Genomic DNA, 417 nt, shown 5'->3' with positions numbered 1-417 from the left:
CTGTCCCGCTTGCTGCGTCGCGTTGCCGGTCGCCAGTGAAGACCCGAAAAATGTGCGGTGCAGCAGGATTCGCGGCGCGTACGTCAACTCGGCGAGCTCCGGTGCGTCCAGTGCCACCAAGCCCAACCGAGCCCGCAACTCCATTTCTCCAACCTCGGCGTGCTCGCCAGGACCGGGTTCGTTCCGTGCCCGTCCTTCACTGGCCATCTCGGCGCGCCAGCGAATCGGCTGCGCCACGAGCAGCGCCAGAACAGCGGCTCCGAGCGACGCGATCATTCGACGATGACGCAGTCGCCCGGCTGCAGTCGCAGCGCGCTCGCGCGCCCCTGGCCTTGCGACAAGCCGCTGAACGTCGTGCGGATGCGAACAAGAGGGGAATGCCGTCGCAGGACGAAGACCCGATCACGATGCGCGTAA

The organism is Deltaproteobacteria bacterium, assembly GCA_005879535.1.
In the GTDB taxonomy this organism is placed as follows: Bacteria; Myxococcota; Myxococcia; order Myxococcales; family 40CM-4-68-19; genus 40CM-4-68-19.
The sequence above is the reverse complement of the archived record's forward strand: the minus strand, read 5'-3'. Positions refer to the sequence as shown.